This window comes from Hymenobacter mellowenesis (genome assembly GCF_030581005.1).
Taxonomy (GTDB): domain Bacteria; phylum Bacteroidota; class Bacteroidia; order Cytophagales; family Hymenobacteraceae; genus Hymenobacter; species Hymenobacter mellowenesis.
In genome coordinates this window covers 546,113-564,214 of the sequence record NZ_JAUQSX010000002.1, presented here as the reverse complement: position 1 = coordinate 564,214, position 18,102 = coordinate 546,113, and the positions used below count along the sequence as shown (strand labels likewise).

Genomic DNA, 18,102 nt, shown 5'->3' with positions numbered 1-18,102 from the left:
CCGGCACCGGCCGCTCCAACGTTAATCCACTTGCTGTCAACGTCGTTGAGCAAATAGGCCCGGCACAAAGTCGACCTGTCTGAATTGCAGCTGACCCAGGTTGCCGGCGAAAAACGAGGGGTATCAATTTCACCTTGCTACCTGACACCCCAGTTTTTCTGATTTCTCACGATTTCCTCTCTGCCTTCCCGCACCATCCTTCGCTTATGGCTCCTTCCCTGTCTCCATCCGAAACCCTTCCGCAAGACCCGCACAGCCACGCCAGCCAAAGCCCGGTGCGGGTCCGTCATCTCGACCTGGACCTTGCCGTTGACTTCGCAGCCCACACGCTGGCCGGCACGGCCACCTGGCAGCTGAGCAATTCCGACCAGGCGACCGAGGTGGTGTTCGACACGCGGGACCTGACCATCGAAAGCGTCGAGGGCATCGACACCGCCGGAAATGCGTTGTCGGCGTCCTTCACGCAGGGCCCGGCCGACCCGGTGCTGGGCCAGTCCTTGAACGTAGCACTGAAGCCCGAAACGACGGCCGTCCGCATCCGCTACCGCACCGCGGCCACCGCGGCTGCCCTGCAATGGCTTGAGCCCGCCCAGACGGCCGGCAGCCAGCCGTTTCTCTTCACGCAGTCGCAGGCTATTCTGGCGCGCACCTGGCTGCCGTGCCAGGACTCGCCGGGCATCCGCTTTACCTACGCGGCGCGGGTGCGGGTGCCTCCGCATCTGCTGGCACTAATGAGTGCCGAGAACCCACAGCAACTTGACTCGGCGGGCGAGTACCACTTCCGCATGGCCCAGCCCATCCCGGCCTACCTCATGGCCCTGGCCGTGGGCGACCTGGCCTTTGCGCCGCTGAGCGGCCGCACCGGTATCTACGCCGAGCCGGCGACGTTGCCCTCGGCGACCTACGAGTTTGCCGACCTGGAAAAAATGGTGGCAGCGGCCGAGCAGCTGTACGGCCCCTACCGCTGGGAGCGATACGACTTACTAGTGCTGCCCCCCAGTTTTCCCTTCGGTGGCATGGAAAACCCCCGATTAACATTTGTTACCCCTACCATCCTCGCCGGGGACCGCAGCCTGACGAGTTTGGTGGCCCACGAGCTGGCGCACTCGTGGTCGGGCAATCTGGTTACAAATGCAACGTGGAATGATTTCTGGCTAAACGAAGGATTTACGGTGTATTTCGAGCGGCGCATCATGGAACATTTGTATGGCGCCGAGTATGCAGATATGCTGCAGGTGCTGGGCCGCGCCGCCCTGCACCATACCATTGAGGAAATCGGAGTTTCGAGTCCCGACACCCATTTGCACCTCGCCCTGGCCGGCCGCGACCCGGACGAGGGCCTCACCGAAATTGCCTATGAGAAAGGCTGCGCCCTGCTTCTTACCCTGGAGTCGTTGGTGGGGCGCCCCCGGCTCGATGCTTTTATTAAGGAGTACTTCGCTCGCTTCAGTTTTCAGGCCATGGACACGGCCACCTTCCTGCATTACCTCCGCGCCGAACTGCTGGACCAGGAGCCCGGCCTCGAAGCGCGGCTGAACCTGGCGGCCTGGGTGGAGGCCCCGGGGCTGCCCGGCAATGCACCGGCTGTCACTTCCCGCCGCTTCGAAGTAGCGGATGCCGCGCTGGCCCAATTGGCGGAGGGTGCTTCGGCGGTAGGGGTTGCTGAAGCTACCCACGATTGGAGTAGCCACGAGTGGGTCCATTTTCTGCACGGCCTCCCTCCCACTATCTCCGCCGGAGAATTGGCTGAGTTGGACGCAACCTTCGACTTCACCACTTCCGGCAACGCCGAAATTCTGGCGGCCTGGTTTCCGCACGCGCTGCGGGCCGGTTATGTGCCGGCTGATACGGCGCTGGAAAATTTTCTGCTTCACGTGGGGCGGCGCAGGTTCCTAGTACCACTGTACCGGGCGCTGCTGGCCACGCCCGACGGCGCCCAGCGGGCCCGCAAAATTTACGCCCAGGCCCGGGCCAACTACCATTCGGTGGCCACTGGCACGCTCGATGCGCTGCTGGCCGAGCACCAATAAGCGCGTCCGGCCCGAACTTTGCCCCTGGCCTGGGCCACTGCCACGACGGTGGCATTTACTTTTGCATCTTCTCGCTATATAAATAAGGTATCCGTTGAAAACCATCATTCCGCTTGGCAAGCTCATCGCCGTGGGCGGCAACGAGGACAAGGGCACGTACCCCAACCCCCGGACCCGCCGCAAGTACTACCTCAACTTTTTCGAGTTGGGTATCCTCAAGCGCATCGTGCTCGAAACGGGCAAAACCGACCCGCGCATTGAAGTCGTGACCACCGCCTCAATGATTCCGGCAGAAGTGGGTCCGATTTACACGGGCTCTTTCGCCATGCTCAACTGCCTGAACGTGGGCATCATGGACATTCGGACGCCCGAAGATGCCCGCCAGCCCGAGTACCTGGAGCGCATGCTGGCGGCCGACGTCATCATGTTTTCGGGCGGCAACCAGTCGCGGCTGCGCGAGATGTTCGGCGAAACCGACTTTCTCGACCGCATGATTCAGCGCTACTATGCCGAGTCGCACTTCGTGATTGCCGGCACCAGCGCCGGGGCCATGGCCATGTCGCAGCACATGATTCGGGGCGGCTCGGTGCCCGATGCGCTGCTGAAAGGCGCCGTGAAAATGGGCAACGGCCTGGGCCTGCTGCCGGCCGCCATCGTCGATTCGCACTTTGTGAAGCGTGGCCGGTTCGGGCGCCTCATCGAGTCGGTGGCGCTGCACCCCAAGCTCATCGGCATTGGCCTGGGCGAGGATACCGGCGTACTCATCACCCAGGGCAATTGGGTGGAAACCATTGGCTCTAACCTGGTTATCATCCTCGATGGGCACGATATCCAGCACAACAACGCCGCCGCCGCCAAGAAGGGCACGGTGCTGTCCATCGAAAACGTGACCATGCACGTGCTGGCCAAAGGCAACGTGTATGACATGCGCGAACGGAAATTCTACGCCAGCAAAGACGCTCTCCCGATTCCTGCTGCGTCGGCGGTTACTTCCGAGCCCGCCGAAACGGCCAGTTAGCCGCCGCAAACCTGATTTTGAATAAGCCCGCTTATCGAGGAGATGAGCGGGCTTTTTGCTGCGAATGTTGTCAACAGCTGCCGGCAGCCGTATGACGGTTTCGCCTGGCTTTGCCAACTCAGTCGTGACAAGGCTTTTTCACTGATTCATCAATCTCCAAACCTCTCCTCCTTAATATGAACCATCGCAAACTGGGCAAAACCGGTCTTTCCGTTTCCGAAATCAGCCTGGGCACCTGGCAGGTAGGCGGCAAATGGGGCGAACCCTTCAGCCACGCCAACGCCGACCAGATTCTCAACGCCGCCATCGACGCGGGCATCAATTTTATCGACACTGCCGACGTGTACGGCGATGGCGAGAGCGAAAAAGCCGTGGGCCGGCTGGTCCGTTCTCGCTCCGAGCGCATTTTCGTGGCCACCAAGTGCGGCCGCCGCCTGCAGCCCCACACGGCCGACGCTTACCAGCCCGCCGCGCTGCGCCAGTTCGTGGAAGACAGCCTGCGCAACATGCAGCTCGAAACCCTCGACCTCATCCAGTTGCACTGCCCGCCCACGGATGTGTATTACCGGCCCGAAATCTTCGAGCTGTTCGACCGGCTGCGCGACGAAGGCAAGATTCAGCACCTCGGCGTAAGCATCGAGAAAGTAGAGGAAGGCCTGAAAGCCATCGAATTCCCGAACGTGACCACCGTGCAGCTCATCTTCAACATGTTTCGCCAGCGCCCGCCGGAGCTGTTGTTCAAGGAAGCCGCCCGGCGCGACATCGGCCTGATTGTGCGTGTGCCCCTAGCCAGCGGCCTGCTCACCGGCAAGTTCTCGCCCCAAAGCACCTTCGCGCCCGACGACCACCGCAACTTCAACCGCCACGGCGAAGCCTTCGACAAAGGCGAAACCTTCTCTGGCGTCGACTACGCCACTGGTCTCGCCGCCGTGGAGGAATTGAAGCAAGCCTTCCCCAACCAACCGCTGGCCGACATTGCCCTTCGTTGGATTCTGATGTTCGACGAAGTGAGCTGCGTCATCCCGGGCGCCTCCCGCCCCGAGCAGATTCTGCAGAACCTGAAGGCGGCTGAGTTGCCCCCGCTCTCAGCGGAGCAAATGCAGGCGGTGCGGAAAATTTATGATGAGCGAATTCGGCCGCTAGTGCATTACAGCTGGTAAAACGAATAATTTAAACGTCATGCCGAGCGCAGCCGAGGCATCTCGCGTGTGGTGGTAATCCAATCGTTGAATCGAAAGCATTACTTCGGCACGTGAGATGCCTCGGCTACGCTCGGCATGACGTTCTTTTTTCAAATTTCTACTCCTTATATATAGCTACCCAGGCCGCACCGCCTTCCGTCCGGCTACCGCGGTACATTCCCTCCGAATTAAAGGGCAGGGTAATGTTGCCGGCCGCATCAATGGCAATGAGGCCACCCTCCCCGCCTACCGGCGCCAGCTTGTCCTGCACCACAATCCGGCAGGCTTCTTCTAGCGGCAGTCCTTTGTATTCCATCAGGCAGGCGATGTCATAAGCCGCCACGGCCCGGATGAAATATTCGCCGTTGCCGGTGCAGCTGATGGCGCAGCGCTCGTCGGCCCAGGTGCCGGCCCCGATGAGGGGCGTGTCGCCGATGCGGGAGTAGCGCTTGTTGGTCATGCCGCCGGTGCTGGTGGCGGCGGCCAGGTTGCCGTGCTGGTCGCGGGCGACGGCGCCCACGGTGCCTTTTTTCCAGTTGGGGTCGGCGGCGTGGTCGAGCTGCATTTTGCCGGCTTTCAGGGCGTCCTGCAGCTGGTTGTAGCGATGCTGGGTGAAAAAGTACTCGACCGGCTGCAACGGCAGGCCGTATTCGCGGGCCAGCTCGTCGGCGCCGGGGAATCCTAATAGCACGTGCTCGGTTTTTTCCATTACCAAACGGGCAGCCCGGATGGGGTTTTGCACCTGCCGCACGCCGGCCACGGCGCCGGCCAGACGGTTGTGGCCGCTCATGAGGGCGGCGTCCATTTCGTGGTGGCCGTCGTGGGTGAACACGGCCCCGCGGCCGGCGTTGAACAGCGGGCAGTCTTCGAGGCTGCGCACGGCGGCCTCCACGGCATCGAGGGCGGCGGCGCCCTGGGCCAGCAGGTCGTAGCCGGTGTTCAGGGCCGTTTCGAGGGCCGCGCGGTACTCGCGTTCAGCATCGGGCGAGAGGGAGGCGCGGGCAATGGTACCGGCGCCGCCGTGGATGGCGAGTGCAAACATTTTTTCGGGAAATAAGCGGCTTAAATGGGCTGCAAAGGTAGACGGAGGGAACGGCTAGCGCGCCGCTAGCGTTTTTATTCGTAGGTTTGATGTTCAAGTTTTTTACTACCAAAACACCCCCAGTTTTATGGCATACGACGTAACCGGCCGGCTGCACGAAATCTTTGACGAACAGCAGGTAAGCGAGAAATTCCGCAAGCGCGAGTTCGTGCTCGAAGTCCAGGACGGCCAGTATCCCGAGCACATTAAGTTTCAGATGGTTCAGGACAAAACCAGCCTCATCGACCCCTTTAAAATGGGCGACGAAGTGAAGGTTACCTTCAACCTCCGCGGCCGCGGCTTCAACAAGAACGGCCAGATGCTGTACTTCACCAACCTGGAAGCCTGGAAGATTGAGCCCGCCTCGGGCGGTGGCAACGCCGGCAACAGCTACGGCGGTGGCCAGCAAGCCGCTCCCCGCCCCGCTGCCCAGAACCAGAACCCCACGCTGCGTGCCCAGCCGTCGTCGGCGGCTCCCATTGCCAGCGACGACGACAACGACCTGCCTTTCTAAGACTCGTCCAACCGTTTTCCGGCTCTGCTACTTCGGGTAGCTAAACCATAAAAAATGCCGCATCTGAGCTTCAGGTGCGGCATTTTTTATGTCCGATTTTCGTATGAATTAGGTATGGATTTACACAAACTGATTGCGCGCGGCGAGGGCGAGGAGTTGGAATTCAAGCAAAAAACCACGCATCCGAGCCGCATTTCGCGCACGCTGGTGTCGCTGGCCAACACCCGGGGCGGGCAGGTGCTGGTGGGCGTCGACGACGCCGGCCGCATACTGGGCGTGCGCGATGCTGAGGAAGAACTATTCGTTCTGCGCGAAGCCGCCCAGCACTACGTCGAGCCCCCGCTCACGAGCCTGCGCTTTCAGGAAATGGAAGAAGACGGCCGCACCGTCCTCATCGTGACCGTACCCGAAAGCTTCAACAAGCCCCACCGCGCCCAGGTAGCCCCCGACGACTGGCGCGCCTACGTGCGCGTGCGCGACGCCAGCGTGCAAACCAGCGGCCTCACCGAGAAGCTGTTGGAGCGCCAGCAGCCCGAGGCCCGCTTCGAGAAAATCCCGCTCAACAAGCAGGAACTGGCCGCCATCGACTACCTGAAAACTAACCCCCGCATCACCCTGGCCCAATACATGAAGCTGGTGAATTTCGGCAAACGCCGGGCCTATCAGACGCTGATAAAGCTGGTGTTGCACGGCTACATCCGTCACCACGACAAGGAGAAGGAGCCGTATTATACGAGTTAGCTTTCTCCAGAATCCTCGTGTTGCTGAAACGCCTCCGCCACCATCTTGTGGACTTGATTATACAGCGGGCTTGCCAGCTTCGGGTCTAAGCCTTCGGCCTTATAAACCACATCGGCGAATCGGTCAACATTGGTTGGCGGGCTATTGATGATTCTTCGCTGCGCTACCAATGGCAAGCAAAAGCCCAACTTTACGCACAAATTGAAAAGCAGCTTTTCCACTTCTTCCTTCGTAAGTAAGACTTTCATACTGACAACTTGGTATAAAAAAAGGGGTTCTTTCCAGTGATTATCTGGAATGAACCCCTTTTTTATTGGTTTCAGAAACTACTCCTGCTTGCGGGCGCGGGCTACTTTTTTCTCGTCCTTCTCCGCTTTTTTCTCTTTCATCGTTTTAACGGGTTCTTTCTTTTTCTCTTTGCGGGCGTCTTGGGCTTTGGCCATGATTGAAAAGAAGTTTGGTAAAGGTTGATTGCAGGTATTTCAACGCACGGCCGGGCCGGCGTGTTGTCACGGGCGAAGGTATAAAATTTGGCTCAACCTTGCAGAAAAGGCAGATACCGCTCGCGAATAATGTTGAGGTGATGCAACTCGTGCCCCGCTATGATGAAGAGCAGGGCCCGCACCGTGGCCGGGCCATTATTGGCAGTGCCCCGGCGGTTTAGCTGCTCGTCGGTAAAGCTTTCGGCCAATACCACGGTGGCAGCGCGCACGGCATCGTACTCGGCTAGCAAGCTGGCGAGGGAGCGGGCATTGGCGCCGCTGCAGGTCACGTAATCGTCCTGCTCGAAGCCCGGCAGGTTTTGGCCGTCGCCGCGCGCAAAGCGCAGCGCCCGGTAAGTAAAAACGCGCTCACTGTCAATTTGATGCAGCAGCATTTCCTTGAGGCTCCACTTGCCGGGAGCGTAGGGCTGCTCGGTTTGCGCTTCGCTCAGGCCGGCAAATATGATGTGGATTTCCTGCGGCTGGGTGCGCAATGCGCGGCGTGGGTCGGTGCCTTCGGGCACTAAGTTGATATAGTTGCCGGCGTAAGGCAGAAAATCGCCTTCGACGGGGCGCGAAATGGGCATGGCGAAGTCGGATTGGCGGGTGGGAAGGTCGGCCGCCGCTGGCGGGGGAACTATTGAAGGCATGTCTGTTGGCAACACCAAAGGCAGAATTTCTACCTGCCCCGGCGCCGAGGATGGCACGATGGACGGCGCCAGGTGCGGGTCGAGTTGCAGGCGCACCACGGGCAGCGGTGCGGGCAGTGTGGCAGTGCCTCCCTCCTGCCCGAAGGCCCAAATCAGAAAATCGGGCATCACGCGGCCCCAGGTGTCGGGGTGGTGGTGGCCGCCCTCCACCTGCACGTAACGCAGGGCATGTTGGGCATCGAGGCCGCCTTTGATAAGCTCCTCGATGAGGTCGAGGCAGTCTTCAACGGAGTCGATGACGCCGTTTTCGTTGCGGTCGCCGCGCTCGTCGAGGGTGCCGGTTTGCAGCCAGAAGCGGTGGCTGGGGTGCGGGCGCCGGGCACGCACGAGGCCGTGCATGATGCGGTCGGCGGGCGTGTAGCCGGCGCCCACGGCCCGTTGCCGCCACCAGAAGGAGCCCGAAAATGCCCCGGCCCGCGCAAACACCTCCGGATGGTGCCAGGCAATATCAAAAGCGGAAAGGCCGCCTAGTGAAAAGCCCGCTATCACGGCCTCGGCCGCATTAGCCGAAGCCTTGTAGTGAGTCTGGGCAAAGTCAACCAGCTCTTGTAGCACGAAATTGGTATAAGCGCCGGCCAAGCTGCCGCGGCCGTTGAAATCGGCGTGGGCGGCGGTGCCGTATTCCTGCACGCGCAACTCGTTGGCGTGGGGCGCCACCAGCACGAAGGGCCGCACGGCCCCGCGGGCGTACAGCGCATCGAGGGTGGGCTGCAGCTGAAGACGCTCCAAATCCTGGCCGTCGTTGAGGTAGAGCACGGGGTACGGCGCGGCGGTTTCGGCGGCGGCTGGGGGCAGCAGAATGCTCACCTCCACGTCGCGTTGCAAAAAGCTGGACGGTAGCACTTCCCGGCACAGCCGGGTGCCGATGGGGGAAGTTTCGGGGCTAATGAGGTCTGAAAGCATCAAACAAAGTAACGGCGCCCGTCGGAATTGCGGCTGGTGCGCAAATTTAAACCGGTTAAATGCAGCAGGTCCATCATTTCTTTACTAGTTTGCCGCGCCGCACCACCCGGACGGCTTCATCCCTTCAGCCCTCCACCCGTGCAGGAACAACACCGCCGCTTCTATTCACACCACCTCGGCCAGGACATCGACATGCTGGTTTTTGGCACCTGGGGCTACCCGGTGGTCATTTTTCCCACCTCCGGCGGCCACGACAACGAAGCCCGCGACTTCAAGCTCATCGAGGCGGCCCGCCCGCTCATCGAGGCCGGCCGCGTGAAGCTGTTCTGCATCGACAGCATCGACGCGCACTCTTGGTACGCCAAGCATCTGCCCCCGGACGTGCGGATTAAAAACCACATTTTCTACGACCAGTTTCTCAGCGACGAGTTGGTTCCCATGCTGCAACAGGAGTGCAACGTGGACAAGATTGGCGTGGCCGGCTGCAGCTTCGGGGGCTTTCATGCCCTGAACTTTGCCTTCCGTCACCCCAACCAGGTGGCCCACCTCTTCACGATGGGCGCGGCCTTCGACATTCGGCAATTTGTGGACGGCTACCACGACGAAAACCTGTATTACAACAACCCGCCTGAATACCTGCCCGGCGCGCACAGCGAGCATTTTCAGTGGATGAACATCATTCTGGGCACCGCCGAGCATGACTTTTGTAAAGATTCCAACTTCCAGATGTCGCATATTCTCAGCCAGAAAGGCATCCGGCACACGCTCGACGTGAAGCCCTTTGGCAACCACGACTGGCCCGTGTGGCGCGAAATGTTTCCGCAGTACCTGAACACTATTGGCTAAGCGCCACCCACTCCCACTCTTTCACCCCGCAATTCTTCACCAATTAGCCTAACCGCTACCCAAACACCCTTTACCGTTATGAAAAAAATAGGCATCCTCTTCGGCCAGGAAAACACCTTCCCGCAGGCCTTCGTCGACCGCGTGAACCAGAAGGCCGTGAACGGCATTACGGCCGAGTTCGTGAACATTGAGCAGGTGGAGCAGGCCGTGCCCTGCGGCTACGATGTCATCATCGACCGCATTTCGCAGGACGTGCCCTTCTACCGCGCTTATCTCAAAAATGCCGCCCTCACAGGCACGGCCGTTATCAACAACGCCTTCTGGTGGAGCGCCGACGAGAAGTTTTTCAACAATGCGCTGGCCGTGCAGCTGGGCGTGCCGGTGCCCAAAACGCTGCTGCTCCCCAGCAAGCACCGCCCCGACGACACCACCGAAAACTCCTTCCGCAACCTGTCGCTGTTCGATTGGGACAAGGCCTTCGCGCACATCGGTTTCCCGGCCTTCATGAAGCCCCACTCCGGCGGCGGCTGGAAGAGCGTTTATAAGGTAGACAACCCCGAGCAAGCTTGGCGCGCCTACGACGAAACCGGCCAGCTGGTGATGCTCTACCAGGAAGCCATTGAGTTCGAGGATTATTTCCGCTGCTACTGCCTGGGCGGCAAGCACGTGCTCATCATGCCCTACGAGCCCCGCAACGCCCCCCACGAGCGGTACCAGACTACGATGAAAACCGAGGGCGAGGCCGGCCAGAAGCTGCTCGACACCATCAAGGACTACACCCTGCGCCTGTGCCAGGGCCTGGGCTACGACTTCAACACGGTAGAATTCGCCGTGCGCGACGGCGTGCCCATCGCAATCGACTTCGGCAACCCCGCCCCTGATGCCGACGTGAACTCCGTTGGTCCTGAGAATTTTGAGTGGGTGGTAGAGCACGCCGCGCTGCTGGCCATCGAACGCGCCCAGTCCAACCGCGCCGGCCGCACCAACCTCACCTGGGGCACCTTCGTGCAGGATTCCGTACGCGCCGCCCCCAAGGGCTCGCCCACCATAGGCGCCAACGTGCAGATGGGCCAGGCCGTGCGCGAAACCAACGACCTGGGCGCCACCGGTGCCCCGAAAGCCGCCGCGAAGAAAGCCACACCTAAGAAAGCCGCTGGCGCTTTCAAGCCCGAGCCGCCCACCGGCGAGTTATCGGCCAGCCAGCAGTCGGCCGCCAAGAAAGCGGCCGCGCCCAAAGCCGCTCCCGCTTCGGCTCCCGCGAAGAAACCGGCCGCTGCCAAAGCCCCAGCCGCTGCTAAGGCTCCGGCTGCTAAAAAAGCCGCTCCTAAGAAAGGCGAATAGTTCCCTACGACTTCTGTCGGGCCCGGCGTGCGGCTTGCGCGCGCCGGGCCATGCGGGGTCGTCTTTGTCTCCATTGTATTCGTCCTGCTCATGGCCATGCCCACGTTTACCCTCGGCATCGAGGAAGAATTTCAGACCATTGACCCCGAAACCCGGGAGCTCCGCTCCCACCTTTCGCAGATTGTAGAAGGCGGCAAAGTCACGCTGCACGAGCAGGTGAAAGCCGAAATGCACCAGGCCGTGGTGGAGGTAGGCACCAATATCTGCCACAACATCGCCGAGGCCCGCACCGAAGTGCTGCACCTGCGCCGGCAGGTGATTGAGCTGGCCGACAAGCAGGGCCTGAAAATCGGGGCCGCCGGTACGCACCCGTTTTCGCGCTGGCAGGAGCAGCCCATCACCCCCGACGCCCGCTACGACAAGATTGTAGAGGAACTGCAGGAAGCCGCCCGCTCCAACCTCGTTTTCGGCATGCACGTGCACGTCGGCATCGAAAACCGCGAAATGGGCGTGTACATGATGAACACGCTGCGGTATTTCCTGCCGCACTTGTTCGCCCTGAGCACTAATTCGCCCTTCTGGGAAGGGCGCGAAACGGGCTATAAGTCATTTCGTACCAAGGTGTTCGAGCGGTTTCCGCGCACGGGCATCCCGGGCTTCTTCCACAGCGCCAGCGACTACGACGAGTTTGTCCAGTTGCTCATCAAAACCGGCTGTATCGACAACGGCAAAAAAATCTGGTGGGATGTGCGCCTGCACCCCTTCTTCGACACCATCGAATACCGCATTTGCGACATGATGATGCGCGCCGACGAAACCATCTGCGTGGCGGCTATTATGCAGGCCTTGGTAGCCAAAATCTACAAGCTGAAGGCCCAGAACCTCAATTTCCGCATCTACCGCAGCGCACTTATTAAGGAGAATAAATGGCGGGCCGCCCGCTACGGCCTCGACGGCAACATGATTGACTTCGGCATCCAGCAGGAAGTACCCACCCGTAAGCTCATCCTGGAACTGCTCGACTTCATCGACGACGTGGTGGACGACCTCGGCAGCCGCCACGAAGTAGAGTACGTGCTGAAAATGATGGAGATGGGCACCGGCGCCGACCGCCAGCTCCAGGTTTTCCGCGAAACCAACGACCTGAGCAAGGTGGTCGACTATATCCTGGCCGAAACTACCCACGGTCTGTAGTTTTCGTATCTTTGTATGAGCAACGCCCGCCTTCCGGTGGGCGTTGCTTCTTTTTTGGCCGGCGCGTAAGTTTGGCTTTTTCTGTTTTCGGGCCAAACGGCCTCTTTTATTTAGCCAATTATGGAAGCTATTCGGGTTGCTATTCTGGACATGTACGACAACGCCCGCAACGAAGGCATGCGCTGCATCCGGCAGCTGCTAGCCCGTAGCGCGGCCGAAAACGGGCTCGTTTTCGATGTCGACACCTTCAATGTTCGGGCCGAAAACCTGGTACCGGGCCTGGATTACGACATTTATATTTCCAGCGGCGGCCCCGGTAGCCCCCTGGCTTCGGATGAGCCCTGGGAACGTCATTACTTCGATTTCATCGATGCGCTGCTGGCCCACAACCAAACGCAGGACGCGAAAAAGCACTTGCTGCTGATTTGCCATTCCTTCCAGCTCGTGAGCCGGCACCTGGGCATGGGCACCATCAGCCGGCGCAAGTCGACCTCGTTTGGCGTGCTGCCGGTGCACCTCACCCCCGTCGGCGAGCAAGAGCCAGTGTTGCAAGGCCTGCCGGAGCCTTTTTACATCGTCGACTCGCGTGATTATCAGCTCACCAACCTCGACATGGACCGCCTGAATGCCTTCGGCGCTCGGGTGTTGTGCCTGGAAAAGGAGCGTCCCCACGTGCCGCTGGAACGGGCCGTAATGGCCATTCGCTTCACGCCCGAAGTCATTGGCACCCAGTTTCATCCCGAGGCCGACGGCGAAGGCATGCTGCGCTACATGCTCACTGATGAACGTAAGCAGCAGGTAATCACCACCTACGGCGAAGCCAAATACGACGAAATGGTGCGCCTGCTGGCCGACCCCACCACCATCGAGCACACCGAATCGGTAGTAGTCCCCACCTTCCTGCGCCGCGCCCTGGCCGAGCTCGGCCAGCTCAGCGCCGCCTAACCCCCGCCCCCTGCCGCTGCTTATGATTCCGGAATACCGCCACACGTTCAACGCTGCCTTCAGCCCCGCCCGCTACCAGGAAATGCTGGCCGACATCGACCAGCAGCTGCCCGGCCAGTTGGATTTCCGGGTGGCTGAGACGCCGGTATTTATTCCGGCGGGCCTGCGCGATAAATTGATTGCCGCCGGTGAAAGCATCATCGCCGTCATCGGGCAGCCCAATTTTAAGGAATTGACCGAGGCGTCTATTCCGACCCACCAGCGCGTACCAAACGAAGACGAGCGGCCCGAATTCCTGACCTTCGATTTTGCCGTGTGCCGCGATGCCAACGGCGAGCTGGAGCCTCAGTTGATTGAGATGCAGGGCTTTCCGTCGCTCTACGCATTTCAGGCTTGGCTGCCCGGCGTGTTTGCTCGGCACTATCCTATTTCGGATGCGGTAACGCCATTTATTGGCGTATCTGATTTTGATGCCTACCAGACTCGGATGCGCGAATTTATTTTGGCTGACCAACCGGCCGAAAATGTTATTCTGCTGGAGCTATTTCCGGAAAAGCAAAAAACCCGCGTCGATTTTGCTTTAAGCAAGAAATTCTGGGGAATTGACGCCGTGTGCATCACCAAAATTCGCAAGCGCGGACGGCAATTATTCTACAAAAAGGACGGGCGCGAAATTGAAATTAAGCGCATCTACAATCGGATTATATTCGATGAATTAGCGCGCTACCCGGAATTAGAAACCGAATTCAAATTAACCGATGACGTTGACGTTAAATGGGTTGGGCATCCGAATTGGTTTTTCCGGGTCAGCAAGTTTACGCTGCCGTTTTTGCATGGGCCATTCTTTCCGCCCAGCTATTTTCTGCATGAATTAAAAGAATATCCGGCCGATTTGGAGAATTATGTTCTGAAGCCGCTATTCTCTTTTGCTGGTGCGGGCGTGCGGCTCCACATTACCGCCGCTGACCTGGATGCGCTGACCGACAAGCAGAATTATTTATTGCAGCGCAAAGTCGATTACGAGCCCGTGGTGCAATCGCCCGACGGCTTGGTGAAATGCGAAATTCGCCTGCTCTACATCTGGCCCGAAGGGGAAGCCCGCCCGCAGTTATTAACCGGCCTGAGCCGGCTGAGCCGGGGCGAAATGATTGGTGTTGATTTCAATAAAGACAAGGACTGGGTGGGCGGCACCACGCCGCTTTTCGAGCGGTAGCGCGAGCCGGGCACGGTGTTTGAAAACCTCTCAACAACGCCCAGAGAGGCTTGCGCGTAAACGCAGCCTCACTCACTTGCTTGACTTTTATGTCCACTCTCGCCGAAAAAGGTCTTAAACTTTCCAAAAACGCGCTTTTCAACGTCTTTATTGGTCGCGCTACCAAACTCCTGGGCCGTCCTTTCAAGGTGGTCACGGTGCTCAACGAAGTAGCCGATAAGCTCGCCAATAAGGAAAGCAAGGACAATAAATTTCGCCAGCTTTTCGACGTGGCGCTCACGCTGGTGCGGCTGGTGCGCAGCTTCATCAGCGGCGAATACCGCAACATCGACAGTAGCACCGTTATATCCGGCCTGGCGGTCTTGCTCTACGTTCTCTCACCTATCGACCTGGTTCCTGACTTCATCCCGGTACTGGGTTTTCTGGATGATTTGAGCCTGGTGAGCTGGTACGTAGGCAAATTCCAGGGCGAAATCACGAAATTCCGCGAATGGGAGCAGAACGGGCGGGGCCAGGCAAATGCTTCGCGTGTTGCCACTACCGGCCCCGATACCGCGGCCCTTCCAGCCGAAGGCGACGTTGCGCAGCCCAGCGTAGCCGAGTTGGGGCATTCATGATTGCCGTTATTTCATTTTGAATTTATGCCCACATTTGTTGTTTCCATTCGCTTGCCGGAAACCTTCGATGAGGAGTTTATCTCCCTTATTCCGCAGCACCGGGCATTTATCAATCAATTGCTGAGCGAGAAAATTGTGGAAGTCTACGCCATTAGTAGCGACCGCAGCCGCGGCTGGGTGACCATGAACGGCGACGACGCGGCCGCCGTGCAAGCGGTGGTAGAGCAATTTCCGCTGTACCGCTATTTGCACGGAGTGGAAATAGATGAACTGTTTATTTTCGACAGCACAGCCTCACGCTTTCCGCACATCAGTTTAAATTAAATTTCCCGCACCATTGAGTTCAGGCTGCCTTTTCCATTCTATGCGTACTTTATTGTCGAGTTGCCTCACTTATACCGGGCTTGCAGGCGCAGCGGGGGCACTTTTTGTCTTGGTGGCGGCTGGCACACCGCCTCCACCCTCCATCACCACGGAGCAACTGACGGCCCGCATGAGCGCCGCCATCGAGGGCCTGAAAACCTTGCGCTGCACCGTGAAAGCGCAGGAACGCATCGGCGGCAATATCAATCAGGCGCGCAGCATTATGAAGCTAACTTACAAGCCGCTGCGCATTTACATCAAAAATCAGAAAGGGGTTGAAGTACTCTATTTGCAGGGCCAGAACAGTGGCGATGCTTGGGTGTACCCGGCAGCTTTTCCCTACGTCACGCTGAGCCTGGACCCCACCGGCAAACTCATGCGCAGCAACCAGCACCACACGGCGCTGCAAGCGGGTTTCGGCACTATCTCGGACTTGCTGCGTACCACCGGCCTGCGGCAGGATAATTCTTACAGTAAGTCATTTCGCTATGTGGGCGATACTACGCTGCAAGGCCGCACCAGCTACGTGCTGCGTTCCGATTTCCCGCAGTTTCGCTACGTGAGCTACAAAGCTGGCAAAAACGAAACCATCGAGTCGGTGGCCGAACGGTTTGGCTGCGGCACCTACCGCGTCATCACCCGCAACGACCTGACCATCGGCGAGAAAATTCCCGAAGGAAAAGTGCTGCAAGTACCCAATGCCTACGGCCGCCGCACCGTGCTGTGCGTCGACCCCAAAACGTATTTGCCCATCATGGTGCAAGTGAACGACGACAAAGGCCTGTTTGAGAAATTCGAGTTTCTTGACGTTGTTCCTAATCAGAACATTCCGCTCGAAGAGTTCTCAAAAGATTACAAGGACTACAAATTGTAACACACTGTCATCCTGAGCAAAGCGAAGGACCTTATCACGCCTGAACATATCCGGTTCAAGGCGTGATAAGGTCCTTCGCTTTGCTCAGGATGACAATGCAGTTTAGCGGCGCATTGTTTTTTCTATTTGGTCCCACATTTCGGGCGTCAGCATTTCGAGCTTATTGAATTCGCCGGCGCCATTTAGCCACTCGCCGCCGTCTATGGTCACGACTTCGCCATTCACGTAAGCCGAAAAATCCGACACCAGATAAGCCGCCAGATTAGCGAGTTCCTGAAACTGGCCCACCCGCTTGAGCGGTACGCTGGCGGCCGGGTCGAGCTTGCTGGCCAGCGGCTCGGGAAACAGGCGGCTCCAGGCGCCTTCCGTGGGGAACGGACCGGGCGCAATGGCGTTGGAACGGATACCGTACTTGGCCCACTCCACCGCCAGCGAGCGGGTGATGGCCAGCACGCCTGCTTTCGCCGCTGCTGATGGCACCACATACGCAGAGCCTACGGAGGCATAAGTGGTAACGATGTTGAGGATGGTGCCTGGCTTTTTGTCGGCTATCCAACGCTTGCCCACAGCCAGTGTGCAGTTGTAGGTGCCGCGTAGTACGATGTCGACAATTACATCGAAGGCCTTGTGGCTCAGGCGCTCGGTGGGGCTGATGAAGTTGCCGGCGGCATTATTCAGCAGGATGTCGACGCCGCCAAACTCCTGAATGGTGCGCGCCAGCATGGCTTCCACTTCGTCGTATTTGCGCACGTCGCAGGCAATGGCCAGCACCTTGCCGCCGGTTTGCTGGCGGAGCTCTTCGGCGGTTTTTTCCAGCACATCCAGCTTGCGGCTTGTGATGGTGACGTTGGCGCCGAGTTGTAGGAAGTAGGTGGTCATGGCCCGGCCCAGGCCGGTGCCGCCGCCGGTTACAATGATATTTTTGCCAGCCAGCGCGTTGTCGCGCAGCATGGGCTGGGTGTAGGGAGTATTCATGCGGGAGCAGAATGAGGGTGGGAAGCGCGGCAAAGTCCGCCGCCCGAAGGTACTAGCGGCGGGCCATCAAGCCACGGCCGTTGCATCAGGCAACTTATTTTGGTTGCCGAATATAGTATTAGTTATTTTTTTCGCACCTTCGTGCCATTAAGGCGATTTTTTTGTTGGGTTGACATGACAAGTTCCATTTCCGGGGGCTCCGCGAGCACAACATCGGGAGCGGAATTCCCCACCGTATTAGTGTTGGGTTGTGGTTGGCTGGGGCTGGCCCTAGCCCGTTCGTTGGCCGCCGCCGGCCATGTGGTGCTGGGCACTACCACCACGCCCGAAAACATCGCTGGGATGGAAGCCGCTGGTATCCAGCCGCATTTATTCCGATTGGGCTCCGAATTTGATACCACATCCGAGGCCCTGCTCCTGCGTCTGCTGAAAGCCGCCGATGTGCTGGTGCTGAATGTGCCGCCCCGCGCCGCCGCCGCGGGGGCCTACCCCACACTGCTGCGCCCAGTCCACCGGGCCGTAGCGAAAGCAGGCACACCCCACGTTTTGTTCGTCAGTTCGACCAGCGTGTACCCCGACGAGCCCCGCGTCATGCGCGAAACCGACGCAATCAGCACCCGAGATGCCGCCTCCGACGTGCTGCGCGCCGAAGGCCACTTCGTGCCGCGCTACGGCCAGTGGAAAAGCACCGTAGTGCGCCTGGGCGGCCTAATTGGACCCGACCGTGCGCCCGGCCGCTTCCTAGCCGGCCGCCGCGAGTTGGCGCAAGGCAATGCTCCCGTCAACCTGGTGCATCTCACCGATGTGGTGGGCGTGCTATCGGCCATCATTCAGCATCGCGTGTGGGGTCACACCTTCAATGTTTGTGCCCAGGAACACCCACTGCGGCGCGATTTTTACCCAGCTGCCGCGCAATACCTGAGGTTGGAACCGCCCACATTTAAACAGGAAACCAACGGCAGCGGCAAAACCATTGACAGCAGCCTAGTGCGTTCGTTGCTGCCCTATCAATTCCAGCACGACGATGTGCTGGGAGCGTTGGCGTACTGTTAGCCCGGCTACTGCGCAATAGCG

The 18,102-nt window shown here is 59.3% G+C and carries 18 protein-coding genes; 14 read left to right on the top strand and 4 right to left on the bottom strand.

Going from position 1 to position 18,102, the window contains the following annotated elements:
• The first annotated feature begins 206 nt into the window (after nt 1-206).
• The 3 genes from Q5H92_RS06400 to Q5H92_RS06390 all read left to right on the top strand — a co-directional run bounded on the left by Q5H92_RS06400 (nt 207) and on the right by Q5H92_RS06390 (nt 4,208).
• The gene (locus Q5H92_RS06400) at nt 207-2,030 is read left to right on the top strand and encodes a M1 family metallopeptidase (protein ID WP_305010665.1); all 1,824 of its coding nucleotides are present in this window, start codon (nt 207-209) and stop codon (nt 2,028-2,030) included.
• Between the two features lie 94 nt (nt 2,031-2,124).
• Nucleotides 2,125-3,048: a cyanophycinase gene (locus Q5H92_RS06395; RefSeq protein WP_305010664.1), complete on the top strand. Its 924-nt coding sequence runs from the start codon at nt 2,125-2,127 to the stop codon at nt 3,046-3,048.
• 176 nt (nt 3,049-3,224) lie between these two features.
• Entirely contained in the window at nt 3,225-4,208 is a 984-nt protein-coding gene (locus Q5H92_RS06390) for an aldo/keto reductase (protein WP_305010663.1), read from the top strand.
• 139 nt (nt 4,209-4,347) lie between these two features.
• Here Q5H92_RS06390 and Q5H92_RS06385 read toward each other — a convergent pair whose 3' ends face one another.
• Nucleotides 4,348-5,271, bottom strand: a complete 924-nt coding sequence (locus Q5H92_RS06385; protein ID WP_305010662.1) for an isoaspartyl peptidase/L-asparaginase family protein — start codon at nt 5,269-5,271, stop codon at nt 4,348-4,350.
• Nucleotides 5,272-5,398: 127 nt separating this feature from the next.
• On the opposite strand from Q5H92_RS06385, the gene Q5H92_RS06380 reads away from it, so the two are divergent.
• Nucleotides 5,399-5,824 (top strand): DUF3127 domain-containing protein, encoded by a 426-nt coding sequence (locus Q5H92_RS06380; protein ID WP_305010661.1) that lies wholly within the window; start codon nt 5,399-5,401, stop codon nt 5,822-5,824.
• A 114-nt stretch (nt 5,825-5,938) separates the two neighbouring features.
• Nucleotides 5,939-6,565, top strand: a complete 627-nt coding sequence (locus Q5H92_RS06375; protein ID WP_305010660.1) for an ATP-binding protein — start codon at nt 5,939-5,941, stop codon at nt 6,563-6,565.
• Here Q5H92_RS06375 and Q5H92_RS06370 read toward each other — a convergent pair.
• Both Q5H92_RS06370 and Q5H92_RS06365 read right to left on the bottom strand, forming a co-directional pair.
• Nucleotides 6,562-6,813, bottom strand: coding sequence for a hypothetical protein (locus Q5H92_RS06370; RefSeq protein WP_305010659.1), 252 nt, complete (start codon nt 6,811-6,813; stop codon nt 6,562-6,564). The genes Q5H92_RS06375 and Q5H92_RS06370 overlap by 4 nt on opposite strands.
• 287 nt (nt 6,814-7,100) lie before the next feature.
• Nucleotides 7,101-8,660, bottom strand: coding sequence for an alpha/beta hydrolase-fold protein (locus tag Q5H92_RS06365; RefSeq protein ID WP_305010658.1), 1,560 nt, complete (start codon nt 8,658-8,660; stop codon nt 7,101-7,103).
• Between the two features lie 138 nt (nt 8,661-8,798).
• On the opposite strand from Q5H92_RS06365, the gene Q5H92_RS06360 reads away from it, so the two are divergent.
• The 8 genes from Q5H92_RS06360 (at nt 8,799) to Q5H92_RS06325 (ending at nt 16,053) form a co-directional block, all read left to right on the top strand.
• Entirely contained in the window at nt 8,799-9,506 is a 708-nt protein-coding gene (locus tag Q5H92_RS06360) for an esterase family protein (protein ID WP_305010657.1), read from the top strand.
• A gap of 78 nt (nt 9,507-9,584) precedes the next feature.
• The gene (locus Q5H92_RS06355) at nt 9,585-10,847 is read left to right on the top strand and encodes an ATP-grasp domain-containing protein (protein WP_305010656.1); all 1,263 of its coding nucleotides are present in this window, start codon (nt 9,585-9,587) and stop codon (nt 10,845-10,847) included.
• A gap of 96 nt (nt 10,848-10,943) precedes the next feature.
• Complete coding sequence (locus Q5H92_RS06350) at nt 10,944-12,041, top strand: carboxylate-amine ligase (protein WP_305010655.1); 1,098 nt, start codon at nt 10,944-10,946, stop codon at nt 12,039-12,041.
• A gap of 120 nt (nt 12,042-12,161) precedes the next feature.
• Nucleotides 12,162-12,986: a type 1 glutamine amidotransferase gene (locus tag Q5H92_RS06345; protein ID WP_305010654.1), complete on the top strand. Its 825-nt coding sequence runs from the start codon at nt 12,162-12,164 to the stop codon at nt 12,984-12,986.
• A gap of 22 nt (nt 12,987-13,008) precedes the next feature.
• Nucleotides 13,009-14,199: a hypothetical protein gene (locus Q5H92_RS06340; protein WP_305010653.1), complete on the top strand. Its 1,191-nt coding sequence runs from the start codon at nt 13,009-13,011 to the stop codon at nt 14,197-14,199.
• An 89-nt stretch (nt 14,200-14,288) separates the two neighbouring features.
• The gene (locus Q5H92_RS26630) at nt 14,289-14,816 is read left to right on the top strand and encodes a YkvA family protein (protein WP_369811122.1); all 528 of its coding nucleotides are present in this window, start codon (nt 14,289-14,291) and stop codon (nt 14,814-14,816) included.
• Nucleotides 14,817-14,840: 24 nt separating this feature from the next.
• On the top strand, nt 14,841-15,140 hold the full coding sequence (locus tag Q5H92_RS06330) for a hypothetical protein (RefSeq protein WP_305010652.1): 300 nt from the start codon (nt 14,841-14,843) through the stop codon (nt 15,138-15,140).
• Nucleotides 15,141-15,180: 40 nt separating this feature from the next.
• Entirely contained in the window at nt 15,181-16,053 is an 873-nt protein-coding gene (locus Q5H92_RS06325; protein ID WP_305010651.1) for a DUF1571 domain-containing protein, read from the top strand.
• A gap of 102 nt (nt 16,054-16,155) precedes the next feature.
• On the opposite strand, the gene Q5H92_RS06320 is transcribed toward Q5H92_RS06325, so the two are convergent.
• Nucleotides 16,156-17,028 carry an SDR family oxidoreductase gene (locus Q5H92_RS06320; protein WP_305010650.1) on the bottom strand — a complete coding sequence of 291 codons (873 nt, stop codon included), beginning with the start codon at nt 17,026-17,028 and terminating at the stop codon, nt 16,156-16,158.
• A 174-nt stretch (nt 17,029-17,202) separates the two neighbouring features.
• On the opposite strand from Q5H92_RS06320, the gene Q5H92_RS06315 reads away from it, so the two are divergent.
• Complete coding sequence (locus Q5H92_RS06315) at nt 17,203-18,081, top strand: NAD-dependent epimerase/dehydratase family protein (RefSeq protein WP_305010649.1); 879 nt, start codon at nt 17,203-17,205, stop codon at nt 18,079-18,081.
• Nucleotides 18,082-18,102: the final 21 nt, after the last annotated feature.